At 61.8% G+C, this 14,571-nt stretch carries 14 protein-coding genes and 2 pseudogenes; 5 read left to right on the plus strand and 11 right to left on the minus strand.

The window, feature by feature from the left end:
* The first annotated feature begins 8 nt into the window (after positions 1-8).
* Complete coding sequence (ppk2, locus tag QNO18_RS13750) at positions 9-896, plus strand: polyphosphate kinase 2 (protein ID WP_283178119.1); 888 nt, start codon at positions 9-11, stop codon at positions 894-896.
* Positions 897-918: 22 nt separating this feature from the next.
* A complete protein-coding gene (locus QNO18_RS13755; RefSeq protein WP_283178120.1) occupies positions 919-1,536 on the plus strand; it encodes a TetR/AcrR family transcriptional regulator in 618 nt (205 codons plus the stop codon).
* 152 nt (positions 1,537-1,688) lie between these two features.
* Here QNO18_RS13755 and QNO18_RS13760 read toward each other — a convergent pair whose 3' ends face one another.
* The 5 genes from QNO18_RS13760 to QNO18_RS13780 all read right to left on the minus strand — a co-directional run bounded on the left by QNO18_RS13760 (position 1,689) and on the right by QNO18_RS13780 (position 6,435).
* Complete coding sequence (locus QNO18_RS13760; protein ID WP_283178121.1) at positions 1,689-2,789, minus strand: ABC transporter ATP-binding protein; 1,101 nt, start codon at positions 2,787-2,789, stop codon at positions 1,689-1,691.
* Positions 2,789-3,535 (minus strand): ABC transporter permease, encoded by a 747-nt coding sequence (locus tag QNO18_RS13765; RefSeq protein WP_283178805.1) that lies wholly within the window; start codon positions 3,533-3,535, stop codon positions 2,789-2,791. The genes QNO18_RS13760 and QNO18_RS13765 overlap by 1 nt, the downstream gene beginning before the upstream one ends.
* A gap of 58 nt (positions 3,536-3,593) precedes the next feature.
* Positions 3,594-4,460, minus strand: coding sequence for an ABC transporter permease (locus tag QNO18_RS13770; RefSeq protein ID WP_283178122.1), 867 nt, complete (start codon positions 4,458-4,460; stop codon positions 3,594-3,596).
* A gap of 149 nt (positions 4,461-4,609) precedes the next feature.
* Positions 4,610-4,867, minus strand: coding sequence for a hypothetical protein (locus QNO18_RS13775; RefSeq protein WP_283178123.1), 258 nt, complete (start codon positions 4,865-4,867; stop codon positions 4,610-4,612).
* A 167-nt stretch (positions 4,868-5,034) separates the two neighbouring features.
* A complete protein-coding gene (locus tag QNO18_RS13780; RefSeq protein ID WP_283178124.1) occupies positions 5,035-6,435 on the minus strand; it encodes a PLP-dependent aminotransferase family protein in 1,401 nt (466 codons plus the stop codon).
* A gap of 87 nt (positions 6,436-6,522) precedes the next feature.
* On the opposite strand from QNO18_RS13780, the gene QNO18_RS13785 reads away from it, so the two are divergent.
* Positions 6,523-6,750, plus strand: coding sequence for a DUF1127 domain-containing protein (locus QNO18_RS13785; RefSeq protein WP_283178125.1), 228 nt, complete (start codon positions 6,523-6,525; stop codon positions 6,748-6,750).
* Between the two features lie 245 nt (positions 6,751-6,995).
* Here QNO18_RS13785 and QNO18_RS13790 read toward each other — a convergent pair whose 3' ends face one another.
* The 3 genes and pseudogenes from QNO18_RS13790 to QNO18_RS13800 form a co-directional block, all read right to left on the minus strand.
* Positions 6,996-8,063, minus strand: coding sequence for a Hint domain-containing protein (locus tag QNO18_RS13790; RefSeq protein ID WP_283178126.1), 1,068 nt, complete (start codon positions 8,061-8,063; stop codon positions 6,996-6,998).
* A gap of 299 nt (positions 8,064-8,362) precedes the next feature.
* Positions 8,363-9,502 (minus strand): annotated as a pseudogene (locus tag QNO18_RS25685) (cadherin-like domain-containing protein); the annotation flags it as partial.
* 893 nt (positions 9,503-10,395) lie between these two features.
* Positions 10,396-10,836, minus strand: coding sequence for an Lrp/AsnC family transcriptional regulator (locus tag QNO18_RS13800; RefSeq protein WP_283178127.1), 441 nt, complete (start codon positions 10,834-10,836; stop codon positions 10,396-10,398).
* A gap of 158 nt (positions 10,837-10,994) precedes the next feature.
* On the opposite strand from QNO18_RS13800, the gene QNO18_RS13805 reads away from it, so the two are divergent.
* Together QNO18_RS13805 and QNO18_RS13810 are read left to right on the plus strand one after the other, a co-directional pair.
* Positions 10,995-12,251 carry a D-amino acid dehydrogenase gene (locus QNO18_RS13805; RefSeq protein ID WP_349293884.1) on the plus strand — a complete coding sequence of 419 codons (1,257 nt, stop codon included), beginning with the start codon at positions 10,995-10,997 and terminating at the stop codon, positions 12,249-12,251.
* A 224-nt stretch (positions 12,252-12,475) separates the two neighbouring features.
* Positions 12,476-12,775, plus strand: coding sequence for a hypothetical protein (locus QNO18_RS13810; protein ID WP_283178839.1), 300 nt, complete (start codon positions 12,476-12,478; stop codon positions 12,773-12,775).
* On the opposite strand, the pseudogene QNO18_RS13815 reads toward QNO18_RS13810, so the two are convergent.
* The 3 genes and pseudogenes from QNO18_RS13815 to QNO18_RS13825 all read right to left on the minus strand — a co-directional run.
* A pseudogene (locus QNO18_RS13815) lies at positions 12,748-13,116 on the minus strand (hypothetical protein); the annotation flags it as partial. The gene QNO18_RS13810 and the pseudogene QNO18_RS13815 sit on opposite strands and share 28 nt — an antisense overlap.
* Before the next feature lie 604 nt (positions 13,117-13,720).
* Entirely contained in the window at positions 13,721-13,912 is a 192-nt protein-coding gene (locus QNO18_RS13820) for a hypothetical protein (protein WP_283178129.1), read from the minus strand.
* Positions 13,909-14,487, minus strand: coding sequence for an N-acetylmuramoyl-L-alanine amidase (locus QNO18_RS13825; protein WP_283178130.1), 579 nt, complete (start codon positions 14,485-14,487; stop codon positions 13,909-13,911). The genes QNO18_RS13820 and QNO18_RS13825 overlap by 4 nt, the downstream gene beginning before the upstream one ends.
* Positions 14,488-14,571: the final 84 nt, after the last annotated feature.

Below are 14,571 nucleotides of genomic sequence, written 5' to 3' on the forward strand. Positions count from 1 at the left end.
GATGCGCCATGGCAAAAGAAAACCACGATCTGCCCTTTGACGGCGCGATCAGCCGCTACTTCCGCAAAGGGGCCCCGAAGGCGATCCGCGAGGCCATCGGGAAAGCCGGAAAGGATGATATCCTGACCCCCGGCTTTCCCTATGCCGAAGAGATGGGTCGCAAAGACTATGATACCGCGATGGAGGGGCTGCAGCGCCAGCTCGTCCGGCTCCAGGCCGATGTGAAAGCCACCGGCAAGCGCATTGTGGTGATCTTCGAGGGCCGCGACGCCGCCGGCAAGGGTGGCACCATCGCGCGGTTTCGCGAGAACCTGAACCCGCGCGTCGCCAATGTCGTGGCGCTGCCGGCGCCGTCTGATCGCGAAAAGGGCCAGTGGTATTTCCAGCGCTATATTGACTGGCTTCCGGCCAAAGGCGAAATGGTTCTGTTCGACCGCAGCTGGTATAATCGCGGCGTGGTCGAGAAGGTCTTCGGCTTCTGCTCGGATGCGGAACGCGCCACTTTCTTCCGCCAGGTCCCTGAATTTGAACATATGCTGGTCGATGAGGGCGTCATTCTGATCAAGCTCTGGCTTGAGGTCGGCCGCGCCGAACAGCTTCGCCGCTTCATCGAGCGCGAACAGGATCCGCTGAAACAGTGGAAGCTCTCCCCGGTCGATATCGAGGGCCTCGCGAAATGGGAGGATTATTCCGCTGCCATAGCCGAGACGCTGACGCTGAGCCATTCCTCTCATGCCCCCTGGACCGTGATCCTGTCGGATGACAAGCGGCGCGCCAGGCTCGCGGCAATCCGCGAGGTGCTGAGCCGTGTCGATTACAAGGGCAAGGACGAAGCGGTGATCGGTTCCATTGATCCGCAGATCAGCGGTGGCCCCGAGCGGATGCCCCGGGCCTGATGCGGCCGGAACGGATCGGACCATGAGCACGAAACGCGGCTATCACCATGGCAATCTGCGCCAGGCGCTGATCGATGCCGCTCTGGATCTGATCGCGGCAAATGGCCCACAGGGCTTTTCCCTCTCCGAGGCCGCCAAAGCCGCCGATGTGACCCCGGCAGCCGTCTATCGCCATTTCGCCGGCCGTGACGACCTGATCGCCGAAGTGGCGCATCAGGGCTTTGGGATTTTCGCGGCATTGCTGGAATATGCCTGGAACGAGGGCCGCCCCTCAGCGCTGGCGGGGTTTGAGGCGATCGGGCGCGCCTATCTGGCTTTTGCCCGCAAATATCCAGGCCATTACCAGGCGATGTTTGAAAGCGGGTTGCAACCGGCCAGCCATCCCGACCTCGCGCTGATCGCCACACGCGCGCGCGGGATCATGGAAAACGCCGCCGAAACGCTGCTCGCCGCGCTCCCCGCTGCCCGGCGCCCGCCCGCCACCATGGTCGCGGCCCATATTCGCGCCACCAGTCATGGCATCGTGGAGCTTTTCCTGCGCGGCAATGGCGGCAGCCTGCCCTATACGCCCGAAGACCTGATCGAGGCCTCGGTCGGGATCTATCTGCGCGGTCTCGGCATCCTGCCGCCGGACAGATAGGGCTGGCCGCAGAAAGGGGCCCTGCCCCTCGAGGCTTTGCCTATCACCCCGGGATACTTAAAGACAGATGAAAAAGCAAAGCCCCGCTCTGTATTCATCTGTCTCTTAAATATCCCCGCCGGAGGCCTTCCCCCGCGCAAGCGGGGGAACGATCAACGGAAGAGCACCAGCGCCGAGGGCGACCAGGCGAGCTCGACTTCGGTCCCCACATCCAGCACCGGACGGCCGGGCGTGTTGCGCATCGACAGGCGCACCTCTACATCGGTATCGCCGATGAACACATCGTAATAGGTCATGTCGCCGAAATAGATCACTTCATCGATCTTGCCCCTGACCGAGCGATCATCCGCGGTCTGGCCCGGGTAGAGCATGGTCAGGGTCTCGGGGCGCAGCCCCACAACCGGGCTGCCTTCGCCGGTCGGCGCAGGTGCCTGATCGGCTTCGAGGGTCACGCGGCCGAGGCCTTTGGCCTCGACCTCGAACCGGCCGCCCTGTTCCGAGATAATCTCGCAGGGGATGAAATTCATCGTACCGATGAAATCCGCAACCTTGCGGCTGTTCGGGCGGCGGTAAAGCGTTTCCGGATCGGCGAGCTGCGCGATCTGGCCCTCGAACATCACCGCGATGCGGTCGGACATCACCAGCGCCTCTTCCTGGTCGTGGGTCACGAGGATGAAGGTGATCCCGACCTGGCGCTGCAGCTTGATCAGTTCGACCTGCATATGCTCGCGCATCTTCTTATCAAGCGCGGAAAGCGGCTCGTCCAGCAGCAGAACCTTCGGCTTCAGGATCAGCGCCCGCGCCAGCGCAACCCGCTGCCGCTGGCCGCCTGACAGCGCATGGGCCGCGCGACCGCCATAGCCCTTGAGGCCGACCATTTCGAGCGTCTCTTCCACGGCAGCCGCCTTTTCGGCCTTGCTGCGCGGATCGCGGCGCAACCCGAAAGCCACGTTTTCCGCCACCGACATATGCGGGAAGATCGCGTAGCTCTGGAACACCATATTGGTCGGCCGCAGGTTCGCGGGAACCGAGCTCATATCCTTGCCATCGATCAGCACGGCGCCGGAATCGACGCCTTCGAAGCCTGCAATCGTGCGCAACAGCGTGGTCTTGCCACAGCCCGAGGGCCCGAGCAGCGAGAAGAACTCGCCCGCCCGGATTGTCCCGTTGATGCCCCGCAATGCGTGGTAATCGCCGTAGTATTTCTGGATATCCCGAAACTCGATCATGGTCGGGCGTTTATCAGCGCTCATTACAGGAAGCCTCCGGAATCCTTGCCACCGGTCCTGGCGATGCCGCGGCGACGGAAATATTCAGCGATTGCGAGAAGACAGATAGAAAGACCGACAAGGATCGTCCCCAGAGCCAGCATTGAAGGCACTTTCGCGGGGAAACGGAACTGGCCGAAAATATAGACCGACAGGATAGGCTGGCCCGAGCCGAGGAAGTTCGCGACAATGAATTCGTCGATCGAGATGGTGAAGGTGATTAGGAAAGAGGACAGGATCCCCGGCATGACCAAAGGCAGGATGATCAGCCGGAAGGTCGAGGCCGGGGTCTCGCCCAGATCCAGCGCCGCCTCTTCCAATGAGCGATCCAGTGACTGGAAGGCCGAGGTCAGCAGCGCCACGGAAAACGGCGTGCAGATCAGCAGATGGCCGAGGATCACCGTGAAGATCGACAGCGGAATGCCAATTGCCATCAACACGATCAGCAAGGACATCGCGACGATCATCTCGGGCAAGACCAGCGGCAGCATGATAAAGCCCATCACCGGCGCCTTGAGCGGCCATTGATAGCGCACCGAAGACCTCGCTGCGAAGAGGCCCAGAATGGTCGACAGCGTGGCGACGGAAAGCGCAATGATCAGGCTGTTCTTCAGCGCCTTCCACAGGTTCGGATCGGCCCACATCTCGGAAAACCACTTGGTGGTGAAGCCCGAAAGCGGGAAAGATACTACTGCGGCATTGTTGAAGGCAAAGAGCGGCAGCACGAGGATCGGGCCGTAAAGGAACGCCAGATAGAGGATCGCATAGATCTTAAGGCCGGGGCTTTGGTCATTTCCGGCCTCCGATAAAGCGCTTGTTCAACAGTAGGAAGCCCACGCTGATAATCGCCACCGCAATCATCGCACTCGCCGCCAGCGCCGACCCCATCGCAAAGTTGCGCGATTTAAGCAGCTGTGTTTCGACGAAATTCGACACCATCGGCACTTTGCCCGCGCCGATCAGTTCGGGCGTCACATAGTCGCCGGCGGTCGGGATAAAGACGATCAGCACCGCCGCGATCACGCCCGGCATCGACAAAGGCAGGGTGACGCGCAGAAAGGTGCGCCATTTGCTTTCGCCCAGATCCTGGCCGGCCTCCAGCAGCGAGCGGTCGACCTTTTCAAGGCTGACGAAAATCGGCAGCACCGCGAAAGGCGCATAGGCATGGGCCAGCGTGATGATGATCGAGGTCACGCCATATTGCAGCACATTGAGCTGCGTATCCATGATCCCCAGCCCCATAAGCGAGCTGTCAACAATGCCGTCATAGCCCAGAATGGTGCGCCAGAGTGCTACGCGAATGATATAGCTGGTCCAGAATGGAATGGTGATCAGAAACAGCCAGAGAGACTTTTTCGATGGCTGCACATGGAAGCTGACGAAATAGGCGATCGGATAGGCCAGCAGCACCGTGGCCAGCGTCACCAGCACCGAGACATTCAGCGAGCGCAGCATCACGATGTGATACTGTGGCCGTGTCAGCACCTGGAGATAGTTCTCGCCGGTGAGCGGCAGGCTGACCGCGCCGCGAGACCCGGTCAGCACCGAATAGACCAGAACCGTTGCCAGCGGTGCCGCAAGCAAGAGAAAGGTCACCACTGCCGGGGGCGCAATCAGCAGCCAGCCCGTGCGTGCTTCAGAGGATTTTGATTGCACCTTTACCCCCGGATCTGCCGGTTTCCTGCCGACGTCTGTTTGATCAAAATACTGACGCCGCTCTGGCTTTCATGCAAGCCTGCAGATGCGAAGGCAAGGGAAGCTGCCAAAAAAAAGTTGCGCCGCCCGGCCGGGCGGCGGCGCTCTGGTCAGCCTCTGATCATTTCTACGGCTATGGCGCGTTTATTCAGCTCGGCATAGAGGGCGAGCACGATACGCGGCTGTTCCACCGCGACCTGAAGCGCATCGGAAAGCTGCTCTTCAAAGCCTTCGCCCGCCGCGACGCGCCAGATCATGTGACGGGCTGCCCCGTCATCGTAAACCACCTCAACCGCATCGCCGCGACGGCGCCAGCCAAGGAAATCGGAACACCCGCGCGGGGCGTGAAAAATGGCCTGCTGTCCCATTCGAGATCTCATTTTTGCTGCTCTTTTCAGCATGGGACAATGTCAGGCCCGCGCCGTCAACATGAAGAGCCCCCTGTAACCCCCCGAAATCACGATCCGAGTCCGCAGAGCAACACTTGTGCGCGCCAGGCGATGCATCTCAGACCAGCCGTATCAGACTGCCCGATTCAGACTGCGAGTGCCGAGGGCGGATTGGCCAGCAAAGCCGCCAGCCGGTCGAGGCCCAGCTCGAAATCGCAAAGCGGCAAGGCGCCCGGAATAGCAAGGCGGATCGCATGCGGCGCGCGCCCGCCCACCAGCGCATATTCATCGGCCGAGCGCACCATGACCCCCTCGGATTCAGCCATCCGCGAAAAGGACGAAGCGCGCCAGCCCTGCGGCAGATTCAGCCAGACAAAGGGCACGCCGGGCTGCCAGGAAAGATCATAGCCGCCCAGCCGGTTGACGGCGACCTGGATGCGATGGGCAAACTCGGCCTGGACCTTCGCCCGGATCTCTTCGGCAGCGCCCGAGCGAAACAGATGCAGCATCAGATCCGAAACCGGCCGCGCCAGGGCGAAAAAGCCGTATTGCGCCGACAGCCGTCCCGCCTCACCCATCCCTGCCGGGCAGATCACAAAGCCAAAGCGCATCGCCGCAGAAACGGTTTTCGAGATGCTGCCGACCAGCCAGACCCGTTCCGGTGCCAGAGCGCGCAGGGTGGGAAGATCGCTTTCCGCAACGGAATAGCAATCATCTTCAAGCACTTGCAGATCATAATCGCGGGCGATCCGCGCAATCTGCATCCGGCGCTCCACCGGCATCCGGCGCGTCGTCGGATTTTGCGCCTCGGAGGTCAGGCACAACACCTGCGGCCCATGCCGGCGGCAGACCGCCTCCAGCGCCTCGGGGATGACACCATATTCGTCGATCTCGACCGCCACAACATCGGCGCGGGCCGAGCGTGCGGCATAGCGGAAGCCCGGATAGGCAAGTTCTTCCAGCACCACCACCGGCCGGTCACCCCGCAGGCAACAATCGAAGATCAGCCCGACCGCATTCTGCCCGCCATGGGTCAGCATGATGTCATCCGCCGTCGCCGGGCCAAGGATCCGGTCCCCCATCCAGCGCAGGACCTCGGTCCGAAGGGCATATTCCCCCGACTGGCTGGTATAATCGGTCCAGCCGCGCGCGGTGCCGGCGGCCATGGCGGTCAGCGCCTCCTGGAAGGCCTCGGTCTGGCCGACCTCGGGCACCTGCGGCGGCCGCATATCGATGGCACCGACCCGCATCGGCAGCCGTTCGGTGTAAAGCGGCTGCGTCGGCCCGAGCCGCGGCTGGCTGGAGGCAACAAAGGTGCCGCGGCCAACCGTGGCCTCCAAAAGCCCCTCTTGCGTCGAGATCTGATAGGCCCGCGCCACAGTGCCCGGTGTCAGAGACAGGCGCCAGGCCAGATCGCGAACCGTGGGCAATTGTGTGCCCGGCGGCAGATCGCCCGCACGGATTGCATCGCGAAGCGCGCGGCTGAGACCGAGATATTTCGGGCCAGCCCAGGCGCTGAGATCAGGAGACCATCTTGTATCCGGCACAATGTAGCTCTGGTGATTGATATTTGGCTATTGTATTTCTTTTTGTAGCATATCAGCCAGATTGTACCAATACAAGGCATAACAGAAATGACCTGGCAATCCGCCCCCTCCCGCTCTGCGCCTTTGTCGCGGCTTGACCGGTTGCCGCCGGTATCGCGCCTGCTGGTCACAATTGGCCTCGGTCTGGCGCGGTGGCAGAGCCGAAAGCGCACGCGCCTGTCGCTGGCCCGGCTGGATGATCACCTGTTGCGCGATATCGGCATGGCGCCAGTGACGCGCGACAGCGAAGTGGCAAAGCCGTTCTGGCGCGCGTGATCGCGGGCGCAAAAGCGCCGCGAAATCGCCTCCCTCCCCTAATTGAACCCCTGAGACTGGGGCCGGATTTCCGGCCCCTCTTTTTCATTGTGGCTTCCGGATCGGCTGCCCCTGTCTGCCCCCCCGCCCCCGAAAACCTGCTGCGCAAAAGAAAAAGGGCCCCGCAAGCGGAGCCCTTTTCCTCTCATCCAGCGGATTGCTCCGCCGGAGTCGCTGCATAAACCGTGGTGCCGGGCCCTCAGGGCTCAGCGGGCGAGCAGTTTCGCCTCATGCTTTTTCAAGGTGCGACGGGCAGCATGGTAATTGCCGAGGCCTTCTTCGGTCTTCAGATCCGGGAAGAGTTCGAAGATCTCGTTACGTTGCGCATTGCCCATGCCTTTCAGCGTGTAATCGCCGGGCTGGAAGCTTTCGGTCCAGGCACCGTTCGACAGCACGACCTCGTGGCGGTCACACATGAAGTGAATATAGCTGACACCGATCGACTCGATCTGGTGGATGCCGTTCGAGCCGACAAGATGCTTGGCCGAGACCAGCACTTCATGCTCGTCGAAGTAAAGCTGGGTGCGGTCATTGGCAACGAGCAGACGGTGGTTCGGCGAGACCAGCATGTCACGCTCGGGCAGACCATTGCCAAGACTGTGCGCCTTGACCAGAATCGGCTGCAGGTGGCTGTCAACGCGCAGCTGCTGCCCGGTCAGGGCCTTTTCACCGATCCAGCGGATCTCCTGGATGCCGTTGTCGCGGGTGATCACCCGGTCACCGGCGCGCAACTCCTCGACCGGCACTTCACCACGCGGCGTCGCGATCAGCGTGCCGGGGGTAAAGCAGGGGATGACATTCTCGATATTGCGGAAGTCGAGATGACCAACCTCATTGCCGTCACGGTCCAGGAAATGGACGCGGCCGTTTTCCGGGTTTTCCTCGTCATAGACGATGCGCAGCGGGCCGGCGCCTGAAAGGTCGAGCGTGTCGTAATCGTCGCCCTCTTCGCCGCCGTCAATAAAGCTGCCGATCCCGGCGCCCTGGTTCTCGACAATGATCGTGTCGCGATCTGCACCACCGAAAACCGTGTCGCCGCCGCCGCTCAGGACAATTGTATCATTTCCGGCGCCGCCGAAGATGACATTATTCCCCTCGCCGCCGAACAGCTGATCCGCGCCGGACCCGCCGAACAGCGTGTCGTCACCGGCCCCGCCATAAAGCGTGTCGTCGCCGCTGCCGCCGAAAAGGATGTCGTCGCCCGCGCCGCCATAGAGCAGGTCATTGCCGGAGCCGCCATAGAGGATGTCGTCGCCGTCATCGCCATGCAGCACGTCATCGCCTGATCCGCCGTAAATCTGATCATCGCCGCTGCCGCCGTAGACGGTGTCATTGCCCGCCCCGCGAGAACGGTGTCATTGCCGGCGCCGGCATAGATACGGTCATCATCCGGGCCATCGCCCGGGATGATCGCGTCACCGGCATCGACCTCATCCCCATCGGCATCAATATAGCCAGGCCCGATCAGGTCGTCGCCATCGGTGCCCGTGATAATGCCATCGCGGCCGGTGGCGGGATTGACGGTGACGAAGATCGTCGCGGTATCGGTGCCGCCATTCCCGTCCGAGATTTCATAGCCGATCTCGGCGGTGCCGGTGAAACCCGGGTTCGGCGTAAAGCGGATACCGCCATCGGGCAGCAGCTCGACCGTGCCATTGGGCGAGGTCGGCGTCCCAACCAGCGACAGGGTGTCGCCATCGACATCTGTGTCATTGGTCAGCGGATAAATCACGACCGGGGTGCTGCCGGTGGTCGAGGCAAAATCGTCATTCGCCACCGGATCGTCATTCACCGGATGCACCGTCACCGTCACCGTGGTCGAGGCCGTCATCCCGTCCGGATCGGTGATGGTGTAAGTGATGGTGTCTTCGCCGTTGAAATCGGGGTTCGGACGATAGATCAGCACGCCATTGTCGCCGATCTCGACGGTGCCATTGCCGGCACTCGCGCTGGTCACGGTCAGAGCACCGCCCTCGGGATCGCTGTCATTGGCGAGGACGTCGATCTCCACCACGCCATCCTCATCCACCTCGGCGATGTCGGGATTTGCAATCGGCGGCTCGCCGACCGGGTGGTTGTCAACGCTGTCCGAGACCCAGAAATGGCCGACCGTGCCTTCGAAATGGCTGGTGACTTCGGGGTTCAGTGGGTCGGAGGTGGTTTCCTGGCCGCCGCCGAGGATCCAGGGCTGGCCGTAATCGGCCATCACCAGGGTCACATCAGGCGAAGTCGGCTGCGAGCTGACGCCGCCGGTGGTGGTATTGGTGACATTAAGCTGGCCGCCGGCACCGCCCTGATCCCAGGAGAAGGTCAGGTCAATCGTGTCGCCGGGCGTAAAGAACCCCGGGCCGGTGGTGTAAACAGTGTCGCCCGAACCGCTTTCGCTGGTGACGATCACTGCGCCATCCGGGGTAACCTCGATGCGGAAGCTGCCCTCGTGATCGCCGGCGGTGTCACGCGACACAACGGTCTGATTTTCGCTCAGCGGGCTGGCAGTCGGGGTAAAGCTGATACCGACAGTGCCGCTCGACAGCTGGAAATCCATGTGAGGATCGAATTTCACATAGCCGGTTTGGCCGTCCAGATTGAGGTTGCCGTCACTGACGGTCGCCCCGCCGGTCAGGCCACCATTCTGCTCGCCATGCGAAGGGGCTTCGTCACGGATGAGGTGCGTCGTCGGTTCTTCGAAGTTGTAAAGTGCGATAACAGGCATCTCAGGTCCTCGTACATTCCGACAACGAAATCCGTCGCCGCAAATCCCATCCAGAAACGACCCGAAATGGTCGTCTTAAACTCCTGCAACGGGCACAATCGCACGCTAATACCGAGCGAACCCGTCGAATGGAGGTGGATGGGATGAGGGTATGCCGGCCTGTAAAAGACCTTACCCGCAAAAGCGGGCTTCCGGAATACCGGTATCGGCAGCACTCTCGTCACCACTCTGGTGCCTTGCGGCACACCACCAACATACGACCGCCCCCACGGCCCATACGTCTTGCAGCTGACGATCAATATCTAGCTTTGCTTTGCCCCGGAAGGAAGCGGAAAAGGCGCAAATTGCGACAGGAAGGTGTTCTTCCGCAGGACAGAACCAGTCCTCCAAGGCGAGTATGAGGGCATTTCCGGCAGGGCAATTGTTTCCGCGTCAGAGACAGATCCAGTCAGAATTTCAGAAAATTTCAGTAGAATTCTCCAAGAACTTTCGAAATCTCTGCTCAGAAGCCTGCGGAACCGGCCAGATGGCCGGGATTTGTTGCCTGAATCAGAACAGCCCGCAACAACCCGGCCGCGAATTAATCATGCCCCGAAAAGCCAAAGTGATTGTGTTCCCCTCGTGATGTCGCGTTGCCAAAGCCTGATCAGTAAGCTGGTTTAGATGTATTAACGCTCACCTGAGCAACATTGACCCGAGGGAAACCTGCGAATCATCTGTCCCGATGCAGCGCTCCCACGGGGGATCCGCCTCAGATTCGCCACATTGCACCCCCTGCCCGGCGCAAAGCCCCAAAGCCGCGCCGGGCCAGGCGAGACGCATGGAGCGACACACCTCTCCTGATACATCTCCATACGCATCCATATTCGCGCCAGACGCGCGCGAGCGCGCTGTCAGATGACGCTGCGGATGGCGAAGCTGGAATTGATCCGGGTGACGCCCGGCAGGCGCGACAGGATCTCTTTATGGATCCGCTCATAATCGCCGGGGTTCTCGGCCTCGAGATGGAGAAGGTAGTCTTCTTCGCCGGTCATCAGCCAGCATTGCCGGATCTCGGGGTGTTTGCGGACCTCGGCCTCAAAGGCGTTCAGGATCTCTTCGGTCTGGCGCGAGAGGCTGATCCGCACGATCACCACATGGCGGCTTTCCGAGGCAGGGCCCGCCACCAGCGCCGTGTAGCCGCGAATGGTGCCGTTTTCTTCAAGCATCCGCACCCGGCGCAGGCAGGCGGAAGGCGAGAGCCCGACCTCTGCCGCCAGCGCGACATTGGACATGCGGGCATCGCGGCGCAGCGCCCGAATCAAGGCGCGGTCGATACGATCGATCTCTGACATGAAATTGCACACAGCGCCGGATTGTTTCACTAATGACCGAATAATCGCATAATATTGCGTCAATCAACAGGACATTCGATCAATGATCAACGAGCATCGGGGGAAATCGGCGTATTGGTCAGGTCCCGGCTGAAGATCGGGTCCGGCAGCAGGGGAAGATCAGAATGAAAGTCATCGTTCTTGGCGGTGGGGTCGTGGGCATCACCTCGGCCTGGTATCTGGCCAAGGCCGGCCATGAGGTCACGGTGATCGACCGCGAGGACGGCCCGGCGCTGGAGACTTCTTTCGCCAATGCGGGTGAGGTGTCGTTTGGCTATTGCAGCCCTTGGGCCGCGCCGGGGATCCCCCTGAAAGCGATCAAATGGGTGATGATGGAACATGCCCCTCTGATCCTGAAGCTGAAGATCGACACGGCGATGATCGGCTGGCTGTTCAAACTGCTCGGGAACTGCACCGCCTCGCGCTATGCGATCAACAAGAGCCGGATGCTCAGGATTGCGGATTATTCGCGCGAGAGCTTTGCCCAGATCCGCCAGGAGACCGGAATTCAATATGATCACGGCATGAAGGGCACGCTGCAGCTGTTCCGCACCGAGGCGCAGCTGGAGGCCTCGGCCAAGGATGTGAAGGCGCTGAAGGCGGATGGCATCCCCTGCGAGCTGCTCGACCCGGAAGGCTGTATTGCAGTGGAGCCCGGCCTCGCCCATGTGAAAGACCGGATCGTGGGCGGGCTGCGCACGCCGCTTGACGAGACCGGGGATTGCTTCAAATTCACCACTGCGCTGGCGGCTTTGTTGGTGGAAAAGGGCGTGACCTTCCGCTGGGGCGAGACGATCGAGCATATCGTCACCGAGGGCGGGCGGGCGACCGGGGTCAGGACCGATAAGGGTCTGGTAACGGCAGATGCGGTGGTGGTTTGCCTCGGCTCTTACTCGCCGCAGATCCTGAAGCCGATGGGGATCAGGCTGCCGGTCTATCCGGTGAAGGGCTATTCGCTGACCATCCCGATCGCGGACCCGGCGCGGGCCCCGGAATCGACCATCATGGACGAGACCTACAAGATCGCGATCACGCGGCTGGGCGACCGGATCCGGGTCGGCGGTATGGCCGAAATCTCCGGCTATAATGACCGGCTTGATGCGAAACGGCGCCGGACGCTCGAGCATTCCGTGATGGATCTCTTCCCGGGTGGCGATCCGAAACAGGCCTCGTTCTGGACCGGGCTCCGCCCGATGACACCGGATGGCACACCGGTGATCGGGGGAACAAAAGTTCAGGGGCTGTTCCTCAATACCGGTCATGGGACGCTGGGCTGGACGATGAGCTGCGGCTCGGGTCGGGTGCTGGCGGATCTGGTTTCGGGGCGCGCGCCGGAGATCGACACGAAGGATCTCGCGATCAGCCGCTACGCCTGAGGCTGGTGCCGAAGACAGAATGACCTTCAGGGCATTTTTGCCTGCGGCCTGGGAGGTAAGCCGGGCGCCCCTGCGGGGCGCTTTGCCTTCGGCAGGTGGGCAAACTATTAGCTGTATAGTTCCGTCACCCGGTGGATCGGATTCAGCATAAATCTTTCAGGCCCTGAAGCCCGGACATTGCGAATGTATTTGCAGGGCGTCACGCCGCTGAGCGGCCTGACGCTGTGAGCGAGATTGTAAGCCGATATGAAGTCGGCGAGATGAGCTCGCAACTTTTCGTGCCTGTCGTAATGGAAGCGTTTGACGATGGCCTCCTCGTTCGTGCGGTTGATGCGTTCGACCTGGCGATTGATCCAGGGGTGACTGGGCTTTGCCAGCCAGTGCCCGACCTCACCGGTAATGTTGAAGCGTATCGGCCGGGAGCAGATGCTATTCCGGTTCTGAGGCCGCTCTGCGAACGGAATGCCGTAATCGGTGAGAATGCTGTGAACCCAGATCAGGGCATGGCCCCAACCATGTGGTGAAGGAAACCCAAGGCCGTCTTCCTGTCAGCTTTATCGATGAGTTGGGTCACTGTGCACATGCTCCTGCGCTCAACGCCGCGATACATCGTCTGTGCGATTCCGGCGGCTGTCATGGCTGGCCGAAAGGCTCCCCGATCCTCTTCCGCCCCCCCTCTTTGACCTGGCGTATTCTGGCTGCCGGACAGATCTGCCGCCGATGGCAGAAGGTCGGGATTTCCGGGCAGACGTGCGGCGTGACCAGCATCTGACGCGGCCGCGACGATGTATTCGGCGCTGTCAGAGCCGCGGTCTGCCGCGAGTGTCAGGCGCCGGGCCGATACTGGCGAGAGGCGATTAAGCATTGCGCGCGCCGGAGGAGCGTCCCTCGCCGCTGAAACCGACTTCGGCATCGCGGTTGCGGTATGTGGGTGCCGTGCCGGGACGTGCTCCTCGGGGTCGACGTCGCTGAACAGCGATCCCGTCGCCGCGTCCGGTCCACGCATCGCCACCTCCGTCCGGCCAGGGGGCATGAATCATGTTCTTCGAGGGGCGATCTCGGGTGTCCGGGCAGGATTTACATAGCGGCCTGCCAAAGCCGGAGAGCGATCCTGGGCCAGACATCCCCAACCGAAAAGACCGTCCTGCGAGTGGTGGAGATAAAGAAAGCCATCAGGCTCCTGAAAGGAGCAGGCAAATCCTTGGCCGCTGTTGAGCTCATACCCGGCGGAGGTTTTCGTGTCCTGGCATCACACCCGGCTTCGACCACGCCGAAAATGCCGCCCAACCCTTTCGACAAGCTTTTAGAATAATTCGTACCAAGAGTCTCAGATACGTGCGGCGATACATCGACAGTGAAGGCCGGGAGCGCATTAACTCCCGCCGCGCTGAGCAACCTCAGATTGCCCTTCGGGATCAGCGCCATCACAGGCGCCAGAACCAGCCCGTAAGCCGCCACCGTCCACCCCGTCATCTTTGCCAGCCAAAGCGGACCGCCAGTGCATAGCCGGCTTCGGCCAGCGCGCCGAGTGTTGTTCCGATCATCAGCGCCAGATCCGGGTCAAGCGCCATCTCGCGCCCAAGGCCCGGATCGATCACACCGTAAGCCACCAGCGCCCCCGAGACATAGCGCGCGAGTATGCGGGCCATAACAGCCGTCATGCGAAACTCCTGTTTTGACGTGAGAAAATCCGTGCGATCAGCGCGATAATGCTGGCGAGAAGGCCGTCGCGCGCGCGGGTTTCTTGCGCAGGCAGCGGGGCGGCGATCAGCGCGCGCAGCCGGTCACCGGTCTCGATTGCGGGCCCGGGGGCAACCATGCCAGGCAGCCAGGTCACATCCCATTTGCCGCGCTGCGCGATGCCGAGTGTCGGTTGTACCTCGGCATGGGTCAGTACCGTACAGGGGCCAAGTGAAATGGCGTAACGCGCGCAGAGCACGCGGCAAAGCCCGGCCAGGGCGCGCAATTGTGCCTCGGTGACCGGGGCGTGGCCGGGGCGGAACGGTTGCTCCACCGCGCCCGCCATCGCCGCCAGTGCGACGCCGATGCTGCCGGTGTTACAGTTGAGCGTATGGGCGGCGTATGCGCCCCTGACCATCCGCCCTTCATTGGCGGCAACCGGGAACTGTCCCGGATGAACCTTGCCGGCCCCGTCGATCACATAGTGATAATGGTGCAGGTCAAGCCCGGTTGGCTGATGCGGGCCGCCGGTCCAGTGGATGATGATGCGCTGCAAGTGACCCCTCCGCAAAAGCTGCGGGGCCAGAGTGAGCGATTAATCTCTTAATAAGGGTTCCGCCGGGGATCGCCCCCGGCGGCA

This window comes from Gemmobacter sp. 24YEA27 (genome assembly GCF_030052995.1).
Taxonomy (GTDB): domain Bacteria; phylum Pseudomonadota; class Alphaproteobacteria; order Rhodobacterales; family Rhodobacteraceae; genus Pseudogemmobacter.

Coding starts and splice junctions, on each gene's coding strand:
- ppk2 (WP_283178119.1), top strand. CDS start 9: ATGGCAAAAGAAAACCACGATCTGCCCTTTGACGGCGCGATCAGCCGC.
- QNO18_RS13755 (WP_283178120.1), top strand. CDS start 919: ATGAGCACGAAACGCGGCTATCACCATGGCAATCTGCGCCAGGCGCTG.
- QNO18_RS13760 (WP_283178121.1), bottom strand. CDS start 2,789: ATGAGCGCTGATAAACGCCCGACCATGATCGAGTTTCGGGATATCCAG.
- QNO18_RS13775 (WP_283178123.1), bottom strand. CDS start 4,867: ATGGGACAGCAGGCCATTTTTCACGCCCCGCGCGGGTGTTCCGATTTC.
- QNO18_RS13785 (WP_283178125.1), top strand. CDS start 6,523: ATGACCTGGCAATCCGCCCCCTCCCGCTCTGCGCCTTTGTCGCGGCTT.
- QNO18_RS13800 (WP_283178127.1), bottom strand. CDS start 10,836: ATGTCAGAGATCGATCGTATCGACCGCGCCTTGATTCGGGCGCTGCGC.
- QNO18_RS13820 (WP_283178129.1), bottom strand. CDS start 13,912: ATGACGGCTGTTATGGCCCGCATACTCGCGCGCTATGTCTCGGGGGCG.